18 protein-coding genes are annotated in these 18493 nt (G+C 65.7%); 13 read left to right on the top strand and 5 right to left on the bottom strand.

The annotated features are described in order from the left end of the window. Nucleotides 1–29 precede the first annotated feature (29 nt). Nucleotides 30–1190 (top strand): signal peptidase I, encoded by a 1161-nt coding sequence (locus tag Q0925_RS09570; RefSeq protein ID WP_299334678.1) that lies wholly within the window; start codon nucleotides 30–32, stop codon nucleotides 1188–1190. 13 nt (nucleotides 1191–1203) lie between these two features. Here the strand turns inward: Q0925_RS09570 and Q0925_RS09575 are convergent, their stop codons facing one another. Beyond that, nucleotides 1204–1776, bottom strand: coding sequence for a DUF7344 domain-containing protein (locus tag Q0925_RS09575; RefSeq protein ID WP_299334680.1), 573 nt, complete (start codon nucleotides 1774–1776; stop codon nucleotides 1204–1206). A 414-nt stretch (nucleotides 1777–2190) separates the two neighbouring features. Here Q0925_RS09575 and Q0925_RS09580 point away from each other — a divergent pair, with 414 nt between their 5' ends. Then, complete coding sequence (locus Q0925_RS09580) at nucleotides 2191–3108, top strand: ABC transporter ATP-binding protein (RefSeq protein ID WP_299334682.1); 918 nt, start codon at nucleotides 2191–2193, stop codon at nucleotides 3106–3108. Then, nucleotides 3105–3929 carry an ABC transporter permease subunit gene (locus Q0925_RS09585; protein ID WP_299334684.1) on the top strand — a complete coding sequence of 275 codons (825 nt, stop codon included), beginning with the start codon at nucleotides 3105–3107 and terminating at the stop codon, nucleotides 3927–3929. Before Q0925_RS09580 ends, Q0925_RS09585 begins: the two co-directional genes overlap by 4 nt. Here Q0925_RS09585 and Q0925_RS09590 read toward each other — a convergent pair. Then, nucleotides 3924–5033, bottom strand: coding sequence for a pyridoxal-phosphate-dependent aminotransferase family protein (locus Q0925_RS09590; RefSeq protein ID WP_299334686.1), 1110 nt, complete (start codon nucleotides 5031–5033; stop codon nucleotides 3924–3926). The genes Q0925_RS09585 and Q0925_RS09590 overlap by 6 nt on opposite strands. Before the next feature lie 115 nt (nucleotides 5034–5148). Between Q0925_RS09590 and Q0925_RS09595 the strand changes: the two genes are divergently transcribed. The 8 genes from Q0925_RS09595 (at nucleotide 5149) to Q0925_RS09630 (ending at nucleotide 13887) form a co-directional block, all read left to right on the top strand. Next, a complete protein-coding gene (locus Q0925_RS09595; RefSeq protein ID WP_299334688.1) occupies nucleotides 5149–6411 on the top strand; it encodes an O-acetylhomoserine aminocarboxypropyltransferase/cysteine synthase family protein in 1263 nt (420 codons plus the stop codon). After that, complete coding sequence (metX, locus tag Q0925_RS09600; protein ID WP_299334690.1) at nucleotides 6411–7637, top strand: homoserine O-acetyltransferase MetX; 1227 nt, start codon at nucleotides 6411–6413, stop codon at nucleotides 7635–7637. The genes Q0925_RS09595 and metX overlap by 1 nt, the downstream gene beginning before the upstream one ends. 117 nt (nucleotides 7638–7754) lie before the next feature. Continuing rightward, on the top strand, nucleotides 7755–9086 hold the full coding sequence (locus Q0925_RS09605) for an ABC transporter substrate-binding protein (protein WP_299334691.1): 1332 nt from the start codon (nucleotides 7755–7757) through the stop codon (nucleotides 9084–9086). A 68-nt stretch (nucleotides 9087–9154) separates the two neighbouring features. Further along, the gene (locus tag Q0925_RS09610; protein ID WP_299334693.1) at nucleotides 9155–10096 is read left to right on the top strand and encodes a branched-chain amino acid ABC transporter permease; all 942 of its coding nucleotides are present in this window, start codon (nucleotides 9155–9157) and stop codon (nucleotides 10094–10096) included. Nucleotides 10097–10102: 6 nt separating this feature from the next. Beyond that, a complete protein-coding gene (locus Q0925_RS09615) occupies nucleotides 10103–10966 on the top strand; it encodes a branched-chain amino acid ABC transporter permease (protein WP_299334695.1) in 864 nt (287 codons plus the stop codon). Continuing rightward, nucleotides 10963–11727 carry an ABC transporter ATP-binding protein gene (locus Q0925_RS09620; RefSeq protein WP_299334697.1) on the top strand — a complete coding sequence of 255 codons (765 nt, stop codon included), beginning with the start codon at nucleotides 10963–10965 and terminating at the stop codon, nucleotides 11725–11727. The genes Q0925_RS09615 and Q0925_RS09620 overlap by 4 nt, the downstream gene beginning before the upstream one ends. Continuing rightward, nucleotides 11727–12443, top strand: a complete 717-nt coding sequence (locus Q0925_RS09625) for an ABC transporter ATP-binding protein (protein ID WP_299334699.1) — start codon at nucleotides 11727–11729, stop codon at nucleotides 12441–12443. The genes Q0925_RS09620 and Q0925_RS09625 overlap by 1 nt, the downstream gene beginning before the upstream one ends. A gap of 25 nt (nucleotides 12444–12468) precedes the next feature. Beyond that, complete coding sequence (locus tag Q0925_RS09630; RefSeq protein WP_299334701.1) at nucleotides 12469–13887, top strand: O-acetylhomoserine aminocarboxypropyltransferase/cysteine synthase family protein; 1419 nt, start codon at nucleotides 12469–12471, stop codon at nucleotides 13885–13887. Here the strand turns inward: Q0925_RS09630 and serB are convergent, their stop codons facing one another. Continuing rightward, nucleotides 13888–14523, bottom strand: a complete 636-nt coding sequence (gene serB / locus Q0925_RS09635; RefSeq protein ID WP_299334703.1) for a phosphoserine phosphatase SerB — start codon at nucleotides 14521–14523, stop codon at nucleotides 13888–13890. A 123-nt stretch (nucleotides 14524–14646) separates the two neighbouring features. On the opposite strand from serB, the gene serA reads away from it, so the two are divergent. Then, nucleotides 14647–16254, top strand: a complete 1608-nt coding sequence (gene serA, locus Q0925_RS09640) for a phosphoglycerate dehydrogenase (RefSeq protein ID WP_299334705.1) — start codon at nucleotides 14647–14649, stop codon at nucleotides 16252–16254. On the opposite strand, the gene Q0925_RS09645 is transcribed toward serA, so the two are convergent. Then, nucleotides 16251–16586, bottom strand: coding sequence for a hypothetical protein (locus Q0925_RS09645; RefSeq protein ID WP_299334707.1), 336 nt, complete (start codon nucleotides 16584–16586; stop codon nucleotides 16251–16253). The two genes, serA and Q0925_RS09645, sit on opposite strands and share 4 nt — an antisense overlap. 98 nt (nucleotides 16587–16684) lie before the next feature. Here Q0925_RS09645 and Q0925_RS09650 point away from each other — a divergent pair, with 98 nt between their 5' ends. Beyond that, nucleotides 16685–16990, top strand: a complete 306-nt coding sequence (locus tag Q0925_RS09650) for a hypothetical protein (RefSeq protein WP_299334710.1) — start codon at nucleotides 16685–16687, stop codon at nucleotides 16988–16990. A 200-nt stretch (nucleotides 16991–17190) separates the two neighbouring features. On the opposite strand, the gene thrC is transcribed toward Q0925_RS09650, so the two are convergent. After that, nucleotides 17191–18456 carry a threonine synthase gene (gene thrC, locus Q0925_RS09655; protein WP_299334712.1) on the bottom strand — a complete coding sequence of 422 codons (1266 nt, stop codon included), beginning with the start codon at nucleotides 18454–18456 and terminating at the stop codon, nucleotides 17191–17193. Nucleotides 18457–18493: the final 37 nt, after the last annotated feature.

Here is an 18493-nt window from a genome sequence, read left to right on the forward strand (position 1 = left end):
TTATGCAGAATATGACAGATATTTAAGATATGGCCTCGATCGGACGGATGGTCTCGGCGTCGCTGGAGATCGTCGCCGTGTTCGTGATTCTCGTTCTCGTCGTGGGGCAGGCGATCGGTGGGCCGGTTGTTCTCGGGTTCGTCCGGACGGGAAGCATGCAGCCGGCGCTTGACCCGGGCGACGGATTTCTGGCGGTCCCGATCGAGGTGGCTGGTCCGGTCGAATCGGGCGACGTGATCGTCTTCCGCGCCGAGGAGATTCAGGGCGGCGGACTCACCACCCACCGTGTCGTCGGCGAGACGGAACGCGGATACGTCACTAGAGGTGACAACAACGCCGTCACGGATCAGGATAGCGGCGAGCCACCGGTAAAGAACGGTCAGATCGTCTCGAAGGTCGTACGACTGAACGGACAGGTGCTTGTCCTCCCACACTTGGGTGACGCCACGTCGTCCGTTCAGGAAACGGCGGTGAACGCTCAGCGACGCCTCGCGGTCTTTCTCGGGGTCGGCTCGATTCTCGGAACGACTGGGGGATTCTCGGTCCTCGCAGCCATCGTGTTCGCGTTGTATCTCGTTGATACGATCCGAAATGGTCGCGGGCGGTCACGCGACCGAGGTCGGACGCGGAGCCGGGAGTTCGGGCTGGATCCGCGCCTCGTCGTCGGCGCGTTGACGCTCATCCTCCTCCTCGGGTTGACGCTGCCGATGGCTGTGCCGTCCGGGACAGAACGGATCGATTTCGTGAGTGCGAGCTTCGAGTCGGAACGCCCGACCGTCATCCAAACCGGCGAGTCGAAGGGACACGACCGACGGCTCTCCAACGCCGGACTGCTCCCGACAAAGGTGTACGTCAAGGCACCCGACGACGACGTCGACGTCGAACCCGGCGAGGTCCGACTGGCACCCGACAGCGAGACGAACGTCACGGTGACGCTCCACGCTCCCGACTCGACCGGTGGGTACCACCGCTTCGTCTCGCATTACCACTATCTCGCCGTTCTCCCGGACTCGATGCTCGACTCACTCTACCGGTGGCACCCGTGGCTCCCGATCATCGTCATCGACGCGCTGATGGGCGTCCCCTTCTACGTCGTCGGGTGTCGGCTCCTCGGACGCGAACGGATCGGAGGGCGCTCGCGTGACCGACCCGGTTCCCTCCGTACGAGACTCCGGCGGTTCGTCCGGTGACCGTGCGGTTCGTTCAGTCGTCCGGGGTCGGCAGCCCCACGGTGTTTCGGTCCGACGACACCCACCGGTCGTATCCAACCGACAGCAAGGCCCCGATTCCGAGACACGCAACCGCCCCGAACGCGATAATCGGCCCTCCGTCCGGGCCCGGGAACGTGCCCGACCGGAGGACAAGCGCCGAGAACACCGTGCTCACACCGAGGACGACGGACATCGCAGAGGACATCCGTGTTTCGCCATCGGCTCCGACCGACACCTCTAACTCCGTTCCGAGGTCGGTGAGTGTGACCGTTCCACACCGCCTGTCGAACTCGACAAAGCCCAGTTCGTCCATCTTGGGCAGATGTAACTGGTAGAGCGACGTCTGAACGGACTTGCGTTCGTCGTAACTGACCTCGCCCGCCGGCTTGTCGTGTTCCCACCCCGCGATGCTGGTTGCGAGGTCGCCGAGCTCGACGCTGTCTTTGTCTGTGCTTTTCAGATATCCCAGTACCAACCGCCGACGTTCGTTTCCGAGAACGGAGAACACGTCATCAAGCAACACGCCATAGTCATCAAACACCTCACGTGTGGGTGTCCCCCCCATAGAACGTATTATTGATACCAATCCTACATCTTTAATATTCCGACGACCCGTAGTCGCGTTCGATCTGGTCTTGTGCGCCGGTGGATGGGTGGACACGGCGTATAGAAGGGCGTTAAATAATATTATTACATCCGAATAAACGTATTTATGATACCCGTGCGTCCAATTTTTTGTGGAGGTGACCGACGTACGAACACGCAACACCGGCAGAATACAACACACCACCACTGCCAAATGAGGCTTGGTCAGTCTCTAGCGTACCACGTTTGGGCATATCCCTGTTCAGTTCGTGGTCGGCGCTCGCCCTTGCCCCGGCGGAGCGCCGCCGTTTTTGATTCCCCCGTTTCGTGTCGATCGTTGTGCTCGCCGAGCGACACCTAAACTCTTTAACCGGGACTGGCCCAACGAGTGCCCATGGCCGCAATCGATCTTGACGGCGTGACCAAACGGTTCGGCGACGTCACCGCCGTCTCCGACCTCGACCTCACGGTCCCCGAGGGCGAGGTGTTCGGCTTTCTCGGCCCGAACGGCGCGGGAAAGTCGACGACGATCAACATGTTGCTCGATTTCGTCCGCCCCAGCGCCGGCGAGGTGCGCGTTCTCGGTCTGGACGCGGAACGAAACAGCGTCGCGGTGCGGCGGCGTACCGGTGTGTTGCCGGAGGGATACGGCGTGTACGACCGTCTCACCGGCCGGAAACACGTCGAATTCGCAGTACGATCCAAGGAGGTCGACGCCGACCCCGACGCGTTGCTGGATCGAGTCGGCATCGCCGACGCCGCCGACCGAGCGGCCGGTGGCTACTCCAAGGGGATGCGTCAACGACTCGTTCTCGCGATGGCACTGGTCGGTGACCCCGACCTGCTCATTCTCGACGAACCCTCCTCGGGGTTGGACCCCGGCGGCGCACGCGAGATGCGCGACATCGTCCGTGCCGAGGCCGACCGCGGCGCGACGGTCTTTTTCTCCAGTCACGTTCTCGGTCAGGTCGAGGCCGTCTGTGACCGGGTCGGCATTCTACGCGAGGGCGAACTCGTCGCCAAGGACAGCATCGAGGGCCTGCGCGAGGCGGTCGACGGCGGTGAGACACTGTCGGTCACCGTCGACGCCGCGAGCGAGGCCGACCTCGAAGCCGTGCGGGCACTCGGCGGTGTGACCGCCGCCTCGACCGACGGCGGAACGGTCACCGTTTCCTGTGAGGCCGACGCCAAAACGGCGGTTATCGGCGCATTGGAGGAGGCCGACGTGACGGTGAAAGATTTCCAGACCGAGGAAACCTCGCTAGAGGACCTGTTCATCGCCTACACGGAGGGTACGGAGGTGTCGGCGTGACCTGGAACGCCGTCGCGCGCAAGGACTTCGAGGACGCCGTCCGGTCGCGGTGGGTCGCCGGACTGTCGGTGTTGTTCGTTCTGTTGGTGGCGGCCGCGGCGTATCTCGTGCGGCCGGCCCCCGGCGAGTCGTTCAGTTCGAACGCGGTGCTCAACTCGATTTTCATCCGCGACGCCCTCGTGACGACGCTCGTGCCCCTGATCGCGCTGATCGTCGCCTACAACGCCGTTGTCGGCGAACGCGAGTCGGGATCGCTGAAACTCCTGCTCTCGCTTCCCCACTCCCGGGCCGACGTCGTCTTCGGCAAGGTGATCGGCCGATCGGGCGCCATCGCCGCCCCCATCGCAGTCGGCTTTCTCCTGCCGGCACTCGTTTTTGTGATCGTTCCCTCGATCACCTTCGACGCGGCGTCGTATCTCGGCTACACGCTGTTGACGGCGGTGCTGGGCGTGGCATTTGTCAGCATCGCCGTCGGTTTCTCGACGGCGGCGTCGTCGAGCAGGCGGGCGATCGCCGGCGCGGTCGGGATCTACTTTCTTTTCGTCCCGTTGTGGGGGGCGGTTCAGTTCCGGCTTCGGTTCTATTTCGGGGCCGGCGGCGCGCCGTCGTGGCTCCCCCTCACCGGACAGGAGGTGCTGCGGATGCTCAGACTGATCAACCCGACCGGTTCGTTCAAAATCGTCTCCAACGCCTTTCTGCAGGGAGGGCTGTACACACAGGGCGACGTGAACATGCAGGTGTCGGCAACGCTCATGCTTCTCGTGTGGATTCTCGTCCCGCCGCTTCTGGGACTGCTGTGGTTCCGCGAGGCCGACCTATAACCCCGCCGCGTCCTCGATGGCGTCGGTTAGCGTTTCAATGCCCTCGACCGTGTGTTCGCCCATGTGACCGATGCGAAACGTCTCCTCAGCAATCTCGCCGTACCCGTTCGAGAACACCATGTCGTGGCGGTCCGAGACGGTTTCGATGGTCTCGGCGACGTCGATACCCCGCGTGTTCTCGATACAGGCCACCGTCTGGGATTCGTACCCCTCCTCGGGGTAGAGATCAAAGTGTTCGCGTGCCCAGTCGCGGGTGTACTCGGCCATCTCGCGGTGGCGCCGGTCGCGTGCCTCGTGGCCTTCCTCCAACATGTGTTTCATCTGTTTCCGGTAGGCGAGCATGATCGGGATGGCCGGCGTGGAGTGGGTCTGTCCTTTCCGGTCGTAGTAGTCGAGACACCGTTGAAACCCGCCGTACCACGACGCCGAGTCGCTTTCTGTCTCCTGCTCGTAGGCGTCCTCGCTGACGACACAAACCACGAGTCCTGGGGGCATGGCGAAGGCCTTCTGGGTCGACGCAAAGATGACGTCGATCCCGTGGGCGTCGATGTCGACGTGGTCGCCGCCGAGTGCAGACACCGCGTCGACGACAAAGCGGGTGTCCGGATACTCGGCGACGACGTCGCCGATCTCTTCGATCGGGTTCCGGACGCCGGTCGAACTCTCGTTCATCACGCAGGTGACGACGTCGTAGTCGACCTCGCTGCGCTCGAGTCGCCGGCGCACGTCCTCCGGTTTGACGGCGTTCCCCCAGTCGTACGCCAACCTGTCGACGGTTTTGCCCACCCGCTCGGCCACCTTCGCGTGGCGCTCACCGAAGTTGCCACAGGTGGTACAGAGGATATGCTCGTCGACGAGGTTGAGCGTCGACGCCTCCCAGAACTCCGTTCCGGACGCCGTGAGAACGATAACGTCGTTGTCGGTGCCCAGAAACGTTCTCGTATCCTCGACGATGGTGGTGTAGAGATCCGTCATCCGGTCCATGCGGTGCCCGAACATCGGTTCGGCCATCGCGTCGATAACGTCCTCGCGGACCTCGGTCGGACCCGGGATGTACAGCGTCTTGTCGGGGTAGTCGCCCGTGTACTCGCGTTCAGTCGTCATCCGGTAGAAAATATCGTGTGGCGAGACGGCATGGTCCTTTTGCCGGACCACACCGACCGACGCGGCACCGCGTAACTACCGGTTATAAGTTCTTTCGGGAATATGCACTACGCACATGACCGACGGTTTTCACACCCGGAGCCTCCACGCCGGGCAGGAGCCCGACCCGGCGACAGGTTCGCGCGCGCCACCCATCTACCAGACCACGTCGTACGTTTTCGACGACGCCGCCGACGCGGCCGAGCGGTTCAGCCTCGAGGTCGAGGACAACATCTACTCGCGCTTTTCCAACCCGACGACCCGGACGCTCGAACGCCGACTCGCCTCGTTGTCGGGGGGGACCGACGCCGTCGCTACCTCCGCCGGGATGGCGGCGCTCGACGCCGCGACGAGCGTTCTCGCGTCGGCCGGCGACAACGTCGTCGCCGCCGCCGACATGTACGGTGGGACGAGCACGTACTTCTCGAAGATGGCGTCGCGCCGTGGGATCGAGACCCGACTCGTCGACACGCTCGACTACGACGCCTACGCCGACGCCATCGACGACGACACCGCCTTTGTCCACGTCGAGACGCTGGCCAACCCGTCGCTGGTGACCCCCGATATCGAACGCCTCGCCGCGGTGGCCCACGACCGGGCAACCCCACTTTTTGTCGACAACACGTTCGCGACACCGTACCTTTGTCGCCCCATCGAACACGGCGCCGACCTCGTGTGGGAGTCGACGACCAAGTGGATCCACGGATCGGGGACGACCCTCGGCGGCGTTCTCGTCGACGGTGGTACCTTTCCGTGGGACCACCCCGACGCCGACTATCCGGAACTCGCGGGCGAAAATCCCGCTTACGGCTTCGACTTCGGCGACCGGTTCGACGACCGGGCGCTCGCGGCCGCCGTCCGCTACCGCTCGGTTCGGAGCCTCGGCAACGGGCAGTCCCCCTTCGACGCGTGGGTCACGATGCAGGGATTGGAGACGCTCCCCTTGCGGATGGACCGCCACTGTGAAAACGCCCGCATCGTCGCCGAACATCTCGACGACCACCCGGCCGTCGACTGGGTGACATATCCCGGCCTCGACACACACGAAACCCACGACGCCGCGAGCGAGTACCTCGACGGCTACGGCGGCATGGTCACCTTCGGCCTCGCCGACGGCTACGAGGCGGCCAAACAGTTGTGCGAACGGGTCGAGTTGGCGAGTTTCCTCGCCAACATCGGTGACGCAAAGACGCTCGTCGTCCATCCCGCCTCCACCACCCACTCGCAGTTGAGCGAGAACGAACAACGGGCGGCGGGTGTCACGCCCGACATGGTCCGTCTCTCGGTCGGACTGGAGGACAGCGAGGATATCGTCGCGGACCTCGACCGGGGTCTTTGATGACGTCGGTCGAGAGCGGGACGCGGAGTCTCGGAACGTTCACCTTCGAGTGTGGCGAATCCGTCGAGGACCTGCAGGTCGCCTACGAGGCGTACGGCGACTTCGAGGCCGATCCCGAGGGCGGAAGCAACGCCGTTTTGCTCTGTCACGCACTCACCGGGAGCCAGAACGTCGCCAGCGCGGGCGTCGCCGAGACGGCGGGGCAGGCGCGGGCGTGGTGGAACGACATCGTCGGCCCGGGCAAAGCGATAGACACCACCGAGTACTACGTGGTCTGTGCGAACGTTCCCGGCTCCTGTTATGGCTCGTCCGGCCCGCCGGCCGAGCATCCGGAGACCGGCGAACCGTGGGGGACCGACTTTCCGCCCGTGACCGTCGGCGACTGGACGCGCAGTCAACGGCGCCTGCTCGATGACCTCGGCGTTGGCCGCCTGCACACCGTCGTCGGCGGCAGCGCCGGCGGGATGAACGTTCTCGATTGGGCGGTGCAGTACCCCGACGATGTCAGACGGATCGTCCCCGTCGCCGCGGCCGCCCGCCTCGACGCCCAGTGTCTCGGACTCGACGCCATCGCACGCCGAGCGATCACGACCGACGACGACTGGCAGGGCGGGGACTACTACGACGGTGACCCGCCCACCGACGGCCTTGCGCTCGCCCGACAGATCGGCCACGTCATGTACCTCTCGAAGGCCTCGATGGCGGATCGCTTCGGCCGCCGGGCGGCCGGCCGGGACGCAGTACGGTCGTTTCCCGCCGACCGCGCCGCCGCCTTTTTTCCGTACCGCGAGGTTGAGTCCTACCTCGACTACCAGGCCGAGACGTTCGTCGACCGCTTCGACCCCAACTCCTACCTCTATCTCACCCGCGCCATGGACGACTACGACCTCAGCGAGGGGTACGAGAGCGACGCCGACGCTCTCGCGGCCTTCGAGGGGGAGGCGCTGATCATGTCGTTTACCGGTGACTGGCATTTCACCGTCGCTCAGTCGGAGTCGCTCGCCGAGGCGAGCCGTGAGGCCGGCGTCCCGGTCGCCCACCACGTCGTCCAGTCCGACCACGGCCACGACGCCTTTCTCGTCGAACCCGAGAAGGTGGGGCCGCCGCTCCGGGACTTTCTGTCGGCGGGACCGGAGGGCCGCGCGATTCACGACACGGTCGAGGCGGACGAGATCGAGGGGTCCGACGACTTCGCGCCCGTCCACAACTCGTTGTTCGGCGGCTGATCCGACCCGTCGACCGCGGTCGGTAGCGATACCCACTCTACTATGTATGCGAACTGTTGTCTTGGACGTACTCCATAAACGTTAATGGAGATAAGCCACGGAAACTACAACAGAAGAATGTCTGATAAACGTGTTCGGCGACGGCGGTTCGTCAAAGCGGCAGGCACAGCGGGTATCGTTGGACTCGCCGGTTGTTCCGGCGGTGGCGGTGGCGACGGTGGCGATGGCGGCGACGGTGGCGATGGCAGCGACGGCGGCGATGGTGGCGACGGTGGCGACATGGACAACGGCGACGGCGGTGACGGTGGCGACGGTGGCGATTCGATCCTCGTCGGCACCCTCGCCCCGTTCAGCCAGGGTCTCGGCTGGGTCGGCCCGAACGCCGCCCGCGGCCGCGACGTCGCCCTCGCCGACATCAACGACGCCGGCGTTCTCGGGAGCGAAATCGAGATCAACGAACAGGACACGGAGACGACGCCGCAGGCGGCGGTTTCGGGGTTCCAGACGCTCAACAACGCCGGCGTGGTGGCCACGCTCGGTCCGTCGAGTACGGTGATCCCGAACCTGTTCCAGCCGGTCAAGAACGCCGAGCTGCCGATGATCTCCATCTCCGCCGGGACGACACAACTGGACTCCGTCGGCGGTCCCGACGACTACCTCTGGCGGACGGTCCCGAGCGACGCCATCGCCGGGCGCGCACAGGGCCAGTACGCCCTCGACAACGACTTCACCCAGATGGCGGTCACATACAAGGACGACAAGGGGTCCCAGAGCTTCTCGGCGGCGGTGGCCGACTACTTCACCAGCCAGGGCGGCGAACAGGTCGCCGACGTGCCCCTCGCCATCAACTCCGATTCCTACCGCAGCGAAATCCAGCAGATCGCCGACTCCGGCGCCGACGTCATCTCGATGACCGCCGGAACCGAGGTGTCGGCGCTGTTCATGCGGAACTACATCGAGGCCGGCCTCGACATCCCCGTGTTCATCGGGAACGACGTCGTTACGGCCGACTTCATCGAGCGCGTCGGTGCCGACGTGATGGCCGAGAACCCGATCTTCGGGCAGGCCCCCGCGCCCGGTCCGGCGTACAACCAGTTCGAGCAGGCACACCGCGACATGCACGACCAGGCACCGGGCACGTTCGGTGCCGCGGGCTACGACGCGATGAATATCATCGCGCTGGCGGCCCAGCGCGCCGGCGAGGCCAGTCGCCAAGCCATCACGGACAACATCAACCCGGTGGCGCGTCCCGATGGGACCGAGGTGTCGACGTTCTCCGAGGGGAAGGCGGAACTCGAGGCCGGCAACGAGATCAACTACCAGGGCGCCTCGAACCCACAGGACTTCAACGAGAACGGCGACCCGGTCGGGCCGTTCTCGGTTCTCGAAGTCTCGGACGGGTCGTGGACCGAGGTGTCGACGTTCTCGGCCGAAGATCTGACCTCGTAACGACCGCCTGCACCGTTCACAGACGACCACACTACTATTAATATTCCACACATGCACCACACGGATCCATGGCACTCGTAGACCTCCTGTTGGTCGTCGGCATCATCGCCGGCGTCTACTCGTTGTTAGCGATCGGTATGAACATGCACTGGGGCGACACCGGCCTCCTGAACTTCGCCCACGCGGGCTTTTTTGCGGTCGGTGCGTACACGTCCGCGATACTCACGACGCCGCCGGCGACCGGCAGCCTCGCGACGCGAGTCGTCGGGTTCGACCTCCCCATCGTCGTCGGCTTGCTCGCGGGGACCGTTCTCGCCGGCCTCGTCGGCGTGTTGATCGCCCTCCCGAGCGTTCGCTTGGAAGGTGACTACCTCGCGATAGTGACGTTGAGTGCCGCGGAGCTCATCCGGTTGTTGATCCACAACGAGGCGTGGCTGACGACGGGGGCCCAGACGCTGAAGAACATCCCCCGACCGCTCGACGCCACGATCCCGTTCAGCTACGACCTCTTTTACTTCGTCCTCGTGTGGGCGCTCGTCGGCGTCTGCTACCTGTTGTTCGAACGGCTCTCGTCCAGTCCGTTCGGGCGGGTGCTCCATGCCATCCGCGAGAACGACGACGTGCCGCTGGCACTCGGGAAGAACACCTACGTCTTCAAACTGAAGTCGTTCGGCATCGGCGCGGCCATCGCCGGCCTCGCCGGCGGCCTCTGGGCGCACTACGTCTACGCCATCTCGTCGATCATGTTCCTGCCCAGCATCACCTTCCTGATCTGGGCGGCCGTCATCATCGGCGGTGCTGGGAGTTACACCGGCGCGATCCTCGGAGCCAGCGTCATCGTGTTCCTCCGACAGATCACGCGGTTCATCCCCGGCGACGTCCCCTTCGGCGACCAACTTTCCTACATCCGACTGATGGTCGTCGGCGTGGTGTTGATCCTCGTTCTCTACTACCGGCCCCAGGGTCTGCTCGGCGATGCCGAGCGGTTGCAGGCCGGCACCTCGGAGTGAGTCTCTATGGTACTTGATCCACAACTCGTCTGGAACGGACTGGTCGTCGGGAGCATCATCTCCGTCTCCGCGTTGGGGCTGACGCTCATTTTCGGCATCCTCAACTTCATCAACATCGCGTACGGCGACTACATGGCCGCCGGCGCGTACGTGGCGTGGGCGGTCAACGCACAGGCCGGACTTCCGATCGGCGTCGCCATCGTCGCCGGCATCCTCGTCATGTCCGTCGGTTCGGTGGTTCTCGACAAACTCGTCTTCCAGCACTTCCGGACACGAAGCCCGATCACGCTGCTCATCGTCTCGATCGGCGTGGCCTTCTTTATCCGGAATCTGCTGCGCGCCATCTGGGGCCCCAGCGGGCACTTTTATGACCTCCCGATGGAAGCCAGTCCCTCGTTCGCGGGGGTCCGGTTCAGCGTCGAGCAGGTCGCGATCATCGTCGTGAGCCTGCTGCTGTTGCTCGGTGTCTACGTCATGCTCCGGCGAACCCGGATCGGCATCGCGATGCGTGCGGCGTCCGACGACCGGATGCTCTCGCGCATCCGCGGTGTCGACACGGAGAAACTCGTCCTGTACGTCTGGCTGATCGGCGGTGCCATCGCCGGTCTCAGCGGCATCATGCTCGGTCTCGACGCGCAGATCCGCCCGAACATGGGCTTTACCGCCCTGATCGCCATCTTCGCGGCGGTCATCCTGGGCGGCATCGGTGATCCCAAGGGCGCCGTGGCCGGCGGCTACTTCATCGGCGTCGCACAGGAAGTCAGCGTCGCCGTCATCCCCTCGGAGTACAAGTTCGGGGTCGGTCTCGTCGCACTGATCATCGGGCTACTCACACGTCCGGACGGCCTGTTCGGGGAGGCGACCCGATGACGCTTCTCGAAGCCAACGGCCTCCGGAAGACGTTCGGCGGCATCGTCGCCGTTGAGGAAGTCTCCTTCGAGGTCGACCGGACGGAGATCGTCGGCGTCATCGGTCCGAACGGCGCCGGCAAGTCAACCATGTTCAAACTGCTCGCGGGCTTTCATAAGCCCGACGAGGGAACCGTTGTGTTCGATGGCGAGGACATCACCGATCTCGCGCCCAACGACCGCACACAGCGCGGTCTCGTCCGGACCTTCCAGATCGCACAGGAACTCACCGGGATGCGGGTGATGGACAACATGTTGCTCGCGTCTCAGAACAACCCCGGCGAGAAGGTGCTCGCGGCGGCCGCAAACACCAGCAGTGTCCGCGACTTCGAGGGGACTGCGCGTGACCGCGCCGAGGAACTCCTGCAGTTCCTCGAACTCTGGGATCTGCGCGACGAGTACGCCGGCAACCTTTCCGGCGGCCAGCGGAAGCTACTGGAACTCGGGCGGGCGCTGATGGCCGATCCCGACCTCCTGTTGCTCGACGAGCCGATGGCCGGGGTCAACCCCGATCTGACCGACCGACTCCTCCAGCGCATCATGGACCTGCGTGACGAACGCGATATGACGTTTCTGGTCGTGGAACACGACATCGAGGCGATCATGCGTATCTCCGATACCGTCATCGGCATGCACGACGGCGGGGTGCTCTCCAAGGGCACCCCGGAGGAGGTGCAGTCGGACGAGCGGATGCTGGAAGCCTACCTGGGAGGCGAGGTCTAATGCTACTCGAACTCGAGAGCGTCGTCAGCGGCTACGGCGACGCGATCATCGTCCACGGCGTCGACATGCAGATGGAAGACGGCGAGGTGGTCACGATCATCGGCCCGAACGGGGCGGGGAAATCGACCCTGCTGAAGACGGTCGTCGGCGTCGTCGAGGCCCGGGAAGGGTCGGTCCAGTTCAACGGCACCGACCTGGCCGGCAAGCCGCCGGAGGAAATCGTCGAGTACGGCATGTGTTACGTCCGCCAGAACGACAACATCTTCCCGAACCTCTCGGTCATGGAGAACCTGAAGATGGGCGCGTGGCCCGCCGAGGGCAAAGACTGGTTCGACTTCGACGACCGACTCGATGAGGTGTACGACCAGTTCCCCGTTCTCGAAGAACGCGCAGAACAACGGGCCGGCTCCCTCAGCGGCGGCCAACAACAGATGGTCGCGATGGGAACCGCGATGATTCTCGACCCCGATCTGCTCGTCCTCGACGAACCGTCGGCGGGGTTGGCCCCACAACTCGTCGACGAGATGTTCGAAAAGATCGTCGAGATCAACGAGGCCGGCACCCCCATCCTGATGGTCGAGCAGAACGCCCGCGCGGCGCTCAGGCGGTCGGACCGCGGAATCGTCCTCGACATGGGCGAGAACCGGTTCCAGGGAACCGGCGAGGAGTTGCTCGACAGCGAGGAAGTGGCCGAACTCTACCTCGGTACCGACTGACGCCGACCACGGCCGACCCGCCGCAGTGCGGCGTCCGTCGACGTCGACGACTACCCGTCGACGGACGCTTCCGTGCGATCAGCACCGATGGCACGTCCGTCGTCAGACGGCGGTTTTCAGGACGGTCCCCCTCGAAGGACACGGTAAGGGGGGCGACGACTCCGACCGACCCGGATTACACACGCGAAGCCTCCACGCCGGCCAGACCCCCGACCCGTCGACGGGGGCGCGAGCGCCACCCATATACCAGCCCACGTCGTACGTCTTCGACGACGCCGCCGACGCCGCGGCACAGTTCGCCCTCGAGACCGAGGGGCACGTCTACTCGCGGCTGATGAACCCGACCGTCGGCAGCCTCCAGGAGCGCCCTGCCTCGCTCGAAGGCGGCGTCGGCGCCGCCGCCACCCCCTCCGGGATGGCCTCGCTCGATCTCGCGACCTTTCTGCTCGCCGAGGCGGGCGACAACATCGTCACGGCGTCGGCACTGTACGGCGGCACCTACACGTATTTCACCCACACCGTCGAACGGCGGGGAATCACGACCCGGTTTGTCGATACGCTCGATTACGACGCCTACGCCGACGCCATCGACGACGACACCGCCTACGTCCACATCGAAACGGTCGGCAACCCGGCGCTGGTGACCCCGGATATCGAACAGGTGGCGGACACCGCCCACGAGAACGACACTCCCCTGTTCGTCGACAACACGTTCGCGACATCGTACCTTTGTCGACCGTTCGAACACGGTGCCGACCTCGTGTGGGGGTCGACGACCAAGTGGCTCCACGGGTCCGGATCGACCGTTGGCGGCGCCCTCGTCGACGGCGGCACCTTCGACTGGAACGAGCACGCAGCCGACTACCCCGAAATCGGGATGGACAACCCCGCCTACCACGGCATCAACTTCCACGAGACGTTCGCGCCCGCGGGCTTTACCTACGCCGCCATCGCCCGTGGGCTGCGCGACCCGGGTAACACGCAGTCGCCGTTCGACGTGTGGGTCACCCTCCAGAAACCGGAGTCGTTCCCGATGCGGATGGCCCGCCACTGCGAGAACGCGATGGCCGTCGCCGAACATCTCGCCGACCACCCCGATGTAGGGTGGGTGAACCACCCCGGACTCGATACACGCGAGACCCACGACACCGCGAGCGAGCACCTCGACGGCGGCTACGGCGGTATGATCACCTTCGGCCTCGGTGCGGGCTATGAGGCCGCCCGCGAGACGGTGAACAACGTGGAACTCGCCTCGCTTCTGGCCAACGTCGGTGACGCGAAGACGCTCGTCATCCACCCCGCCTCGACCACCCACCAACAGTTGACCGAGAACGAACAGGCCGCGGCGGGCCTCATGCCCGATATGATCCGGCTCTCGGTGGGACTTGAGACCGTCTCGGACATCATCGCGGATCCGGACCACGCCATCGACGCGGCGACCTGATCACAGCAGGTCGCGCTCCTCGAACAGCCGTCCGAGCCGATCCATCGACGCCACCACGGCATCGCAGGCTGGCCGCACCGCCGGCTTCGGGAGAACGCCGACCGCGAACCCGGCCACCTCCAGCATCGGGAGGTCGTTCGCTCCGTCACCGACGGCGACCGTCCGTGACAGCGGGAGACCCAGATCGGCCGCGAGCGACTCCAGCGCCTCGTCTTTGGTCCCCTCGATCAACGGCCCTTCGACCCCGCCGGTGAGATGGTCCCCCGCCCGAGGCAGACGGTTGGCGATCACGGTGTCGACGGAGACACCCGCGCGGTTGAGGGCCCGGTCGACACCCCGTTCGAACCCGCCGGTGAGAATCGCCGTGTGGTGGCCGGCGTCGTTCAGGTCGGCGAGCAGGTCGGCCGCCCCCGACCGGAGACGGACCCGACCGAAGGCATCGTCCGCCCGCTCGGACTCCAACCCTTCGAGCAGCGCCGCCCGTTCGCGAAGGCTCTCGGCGTAACTGATCTCGTCGTTCATCGCGCGCTCCGTGACCTCGGCCATCCGGTCGGCGACACCACACTGCTCGCCAAGCAGGACCGTCATCTCCGAGTCGGAGAGCGTGCCGTCGAAGTCAAAGGCGACGAGTCGCATACCCCCCCGTCGCCGGCCGAGGGTTTGAATCCCCCGACCGGGACGGCGGCCCGGCCGTGCACGGATTCATCGCCCGGAGCGGTGTTTGGAAACGCTTAACTCCGTCCTCGGGTCGATTCGGGTATGAGGGTACTCGTCACGGACCCGATCGCCGATGCGGGGTTGGACCGGCTTCGTACCGCGGGCCACACGGTGGACACCGCATACGACGCCGAGGGGTCCGATCTGCTCGCGGCCGTCGCGGACGCCAACGCACTCATCGTGCGCTCGGGGACGGAGGTGACCGAGGCGGTGTTCGAGGCCGCCCCGGATCTGGTCATCGTCGGACGGGCTGGGATCGGCGTCGACAACATCGACATCGACGCGGCGACCGATCACGGCGTCATCGTCGCCAACGCGCCGGAGGGGAACGTCCGCGCGGCGGCCGAACACACCGTCGCGATGACGTTTGCGGCCGCCCGCTCAATCCCGCAGGCACACGGCCGACTCCGGGACGGCGAGTGGGCCAAAAGCGACTACCTCGGAACCGAACTCAACGGGAAGACGCTCGGCATCGTCGGCCTCGGGCGCGTCGGTCAGGAGGTCGCAAGACGACTGGGCTCGCTCGGGATGGAGTTGGCGGCGTACGACCCGTACATCGGACAGGAGCGTGCCGACCAACTCGGCGCCGAACTCGTCGAGTTCGAGGCGTGTCTCGACCGCGCCGACTTCCTGACGGTTCATACACCCCTGACCCCCGAAACGGAGGGCCTGATCTCGACGGACGAACTCGACTCGATGGCCGGCGGCTACCTGATCAACTGCGCCCGGGGCGGCGTCGTCGACGAGACGGCCCTCGCGACGGCCGTCGAGAACGGCACGCTCGCCGGCGCCGCGGTCGACGTGTTCGCCGACGAACCCGTGTCGCCGGACAACCCCCTCCTCGCCGTCGACGACGTCGTCGTTACGCCCCACCTCGGGGCCTCGACCGAGGCGGCGCAGGAACACGTCGCCACGAGCATCGCCGACCAGGTCGTCGCCGCGTTCGAGAACGACCCCGTGGCGAACGCGCTGAACGCACCCTCCATCGACGAGAGCGCGTTCCCGCGGATCGAACCGTACATCGGGCTTGCCGAGACGGCCGGGAAGGTGGCCGCCCAGATGTTCGCGGGCCGGACCTCGACGGTCCGCGTGCGCTACGAGGGCGACATCGCCGACGAGGACGTGGAGTTCGTCACCGCGAGCGCGCTCAAAGGCGTGTTCGAACCCCTCGAGTGGCAGGTGAACGCGGTCAACGCGCCCAAAATCGCCGAGGAACGCGGCATCGAGGTGACCGAGGAGAAAACCCGACAGAGCGACGACTTCCAGAGTCTCATCACCGTCACCGTCGGCGACGGGACCGACGACATCGTCGTCGGCGCGACGTTGTTTGCCGGTGGCGACCCGCGTATCGTCCGCATCGACGGCTACCGCGTCGACGCCCGCCCGTCCGGCCAGATGCTCGTCGTCCGCAACTACGACCGCCCCGGCGTCCTCGGCCTGATCGGGACCGTTCTCGGCGACAGCGAGGTCAACATCGCCGGGATGTTCAACGGCCGCGAGACGATCGGCGGCGAGGCTATGACGGTGTACAACCTCGACGACCCGGTGCCCAACGACGCCGTCGAGACCATCCGGGCCGACGAGCGGATCATCGACGTGACCGATATCACCCTCAGCGACGGCGCGGGCGCGGGCCGTTCCGACGACTAGGTGCGGTTCGTAACCAAGCCGACGACCCGGCCGACGACGCCGTCCGTATCGCCCGACACCCCGCGCTCGGACGAACCCTCCTTCAGGGCAGGTCCCTCGCGCTCGCCGTCGCAGTCGTCGAGCAACCGTTCGTACCGCTCGACGATCCGTTCGTTTTCGCGGCGTTGCCGCGCCACCGCCTCGCGCAACGCCTCGTTTTCCCGCTCCAGTTCGGCGATGCGCGCCTGCGGGTCGCCCCCCGGCCCGGATCCGGCGTCTCGGCTCGGCACCGCCGCCGAGTGGTCGTCTCGCCCGCTACTGACCGTTCCCGTCGGGAAGCCGCTCGGACCCATGCGTGTGGGTACAAGTCACACGCGCAAAAACGTCCGTCAGACGGGCGTCGGACCCCGAAGGCACAACGTATAGGTGGCGACCGCCCCTCCGACCGATCATGAGCGACGACGACTTCGAGACGACGGTCGCCGCAGCGTTCGAGGACCGGTTCGGTGCTGACCCCGAGACGGCGAGTGCGGCCGCCGCGAAGGCCGCGGCGTTCCGCGACGAGGTCGACGAGAATCTATCGGCCGAGAACCTGATCGACGCCGTCGCCGAGGCCAACGACTACGACGGCTTCGCCCACCGGTACGACCTCGCGATCGGGGATCTGGCGGCGGCCGACGAGGACTGTACCGATTCGCGGGCCTACCGCCTCGCCGGGTTCGACGACCTGGCGGCCGACCCGGATATCGGGGCGTGAGCCGACGGCGACGGCGCAACCGCTACGGCAGTCGTTGTAACTCCTTCGACAACTGTTAATTAATTGTGACAACGATAGGGTTGATTACCGCTCGGTCCCTCACCACGCACGGGAGACGACCATCCGCCTGGCTTTGTGCCCCCTCACAACATCCCGTCTCCCGTTTTTCGGATGGCTCGTTCCGGTAGCTGTGGCCTCCCTTACTCGGAGATGTGGTCGAGAACCGCCTCGGCGTCGTCGGGAACCGATTCGGGATCGTTGCCCGCCTCGAAGGCGGCCTCGGGGTCTTTCAGCAGGTGGCCGGTGGTGAGACAGACAACCTGTTCGTCGGCACCGACGACGCCGTGATCGCGGAGTTTTCGGAGGCCGGCGATGGATGTCGCGGAGGCGGGTTCGACGCCGACGCCCTCACCGGCGAGCGCACGATGCGCGTCGGTGATCTCCTCGTCGCTGACCGAGATGGCGGTGCCGCCCGTCGCCCGGATACCCGGGAGCGCCTTCGGTGCGTTCACCGGGTTGCCGATGCGGATGGCGGTGGCGATCGTCTCGACGTCCGGCCACCGGCGGATCGTCTCGTTGCCCTCCTCGATTGCCTCGACCATTGGGGCCGCGCCCTCGGCCTGGACACCGGTGAGTTTCGGCACGTCCGCAGGATCGAGTGCGCCACTCTGGACGAGTTCCCGGAAGCATTTGTACAGCGCCGCGGTGTTGCCGGCGTTGCCGACCGGGAGGATGATCCGGTCCGGATACGTGCCGTGATCGGTCATGAACTCCTCTAGGATCTCCAAGCCGATGGTCTTCTGTCCCTCCAGCCGGAAGGGATTCAGCGAGTTGAGCAGGTACACCTCGCCGGCCATGGCGAGTTCCTGGACGATGTCAAGGCAGTCGTCGAAGTTACCGTCGACCTCGAGGATGCGGGCGTCGTGGAGGGCCGCCTGTGCGATCTTGCCGGAGGCCACCTTGCCAGCCGGCAGAAGCACGAGCGTCTCCATCCCGCCGCGGGCGCCGTAGGCCGCGAGGGCGGCGCTGGTGTTCCCCGTCGAGGCACACGCCAACCGTCCGACGCCGAGTTCCTGTGCGACACGAACGCCGACGGTCATGCCGCGGTCTTTGAACGCGCCGGTCGGGTTCATCCCCTCGTGTTTGACCCGGAGGCGCTTGATGCCGATCTCCTCCTCCAACCGAGGGACGTGGTGTAACGGCGTGTCGCCCTCCGGAAGGCTGACGCCTTCGTCGAACGGGAGCGCGGCGGCGTACCGCCAGACCCCCTGCCCCTCGAAGTCGTCGAAGGTCGGTGGGTCGGCGTACCGGACCTCAAGCAGGCCGTCACAGTGGTCACACGTGTACCTGATTTCGGCGAAGGGCGCGAACGTCTCGTCACACTCGATACACGCGAGCCAGACGCCGTTGTCCGCGACGGCGGGCACAGCCGGGGCGGCCGCGGTCAGCTCCATACTCGTGCTCATTGGCGGAGCGAAGGCCCCCGGGGCAAAAAACGAGTGG

The organism is Haloplanus sp. (assembly GCF_028275055.1).
GTDB lineage: Archaea > Halobacteriota > Halobacteria > Halobacteriales > Haloferacaceae > Haloplanus.

Excerpts from the sequence above, each read along its gene's own strand:
- serB (WP_299334703.1), bottom strand. The coding sequence starts at position 14,523 with ATGCGACTCGTCGCCTTTGACTTCGACGGCACGCTCTCCGACTCGGAG.
- Q0925_RS09650 (WP_299334710.1), top strand. The coding sequence starts at position 16,685 with ATGAGCGACGACGACTTCGAGACGACGGTCGCCGCAGCGTTCGAGGAC.
- Q0925_RS09615 (WP_299334695.1), top strand. The coding sequence starts at position 10,103 with ATGGTACTTGATCCACAACTCGTCTGGAACGGACTGGTCGTCGGGAGC.
- Q0925_RS09605 (WP_299334691.1), top strand. The coding sequence starts at position 7,755 with ATGTCTGATAAACGTGTTCGGCGACGGCGGTTCGTCAAAGCGGCAGGC.
- Q0925_RS09645 (WP_299334707.1), bottom strand. The coding sequence starts at position 16,586 with ATGGGTCCGAGCGGCTTCCCGACGGGAACGGTCAGTAGCGGGCGAGAC.
- Q0925_RS09595 (WP_299334688.1), top strand. The coding sequence starts at position 5,149 with ATGACCGACGGTTTTCACACCCGGAGCCTCCACGCCGGGCAGGAGCCC.
- Q0925_RS09575 (WP_299334680.1), bottom strand. The coding sequence starts at position 1,776 with ATGGGGGGGACACCCACACGTGAGGTGTTTGATGACTATGGCGTGTTG.
- Q0925_RS09580 (WP_299334682.1), top strand. The coding sequence starts at position 2,191 with ATGGCCGCAATCGATCTTGACGGCGTGACCAAACGGTTCGGCGACGTC.
- thrC (WP_299334712.1), bottom strand. The coding sequence starts at position 18,456 with ATGAGCACGAGTATGGAGCTGACCGCGGCCGCCCCGGCTGTGCCCGCC.
- Q0925_RS09570 (WP_299334678.1), top strand. The coding sequence starts at position 30 with ATGGCCTCGATCGGACGGATGGTCTCGGCGTCGCTGGAGATCGTCGCC.
- Q0925_RS09590 (WP_299334686.1), bottom strand. The coding sequence starts at position 5,033 with ATGACGACTGAACGCGAGTACACGGGCGACTACCCCGACAAGACGCTG.
- metX (WP_299334690.1), top strand. The coding sequence starts at position 6,411 with ATGACGTCGGTCGAGAGCGGGACGCGGAGTCTCGGAACGTTCACCTTC.
- Q0925_RS09610 (WP_299334693.1), top strand. The coding sequence starts at position 9,155 with ATGGCACTCGTAGACCTCCTGTTGGTCGTCGGCATCATCGCCGGCGTC.
- serA (WP_299334705.1), top strand. The coding sequence starts at position 14,647 with ATGAGGGTACTCGTCACGGACCCGATCGCCGATGCGGGGTTGGACCGG.
- Q0925_RS09625 (WP_299334699.1), top strand. The coding sequence starts at position 11,727 with ATGCTACTCGAACTCGAGAGCGTCGTCAGCGGCTACGGCGACGCGATC.
- Q0925_RS09620 (WP_299334697.1), top strand. The coding sequence starts at position 10,963 with ATGACGCTTCTCGAAGCCAACGGCCTCCGGAAGACGTTCGGCGGCATC.